1 protein-coding gene is annotated in these 432 nt (G+C 56.9%); it reads left to right on the plus strand.

The genetic code is table 11. The features are described from left to right. Positions 1 to 268: transposase (locus QIT27_RS16980; protein WP_285264491.1), on the plus strand; the 268-nt coding region annotated here is incomplete at its 5' end. Positions 269 to 432 lie beyond the last annotated feature (164 nt).

Genomic DNA, 432 nt, shown 5'->3' on the forward strand with positions numbered 1-432 from the left:
CGCTGACCGTACCTCCAGCACGCACTGGTGGGCCAATCAGTGGCGGCTGATCTTGTCGGGCTTCGCTTATACACTGTTCGAGCGGTTACGGACTTACCTGAAGCACACGCCCTTCGCGCGCATGAGTCCGAGCAACCTGAGGCTCAAGCTCATCAAAGTAGGCGCGATCATCATCCGCAATACGCGTCGAATCCGCGTACTCATGAGTGACAGCTACCCCTATAAAACGGCGCTATCCGATCTCGTCAGGCGGTTGGTGCCGAACTGACTGCTCGGGCTCCCCCGGCCCGACGCAATGGGGGGAAGGGGGAGGTGTGTCTGAACGACGAAAAGTGGTTAAAAAGTAGCCGATGTAAGTCGAGCCAATAGGTGTTAAGCGGTGTTAGAGCCTGAGTGCGGTACTGGCTGAGGTGCTATGAGAAATCCAGGCTA

Source organism: Halomonas sp. LC1, assembly GCF_030247125.1.
Taxonomy (GTDB): Bacteria; Pseudomonadota; Gammaproteobacteria; order Pseudomonadales; family Halomonadaceae; genus Vreelandella.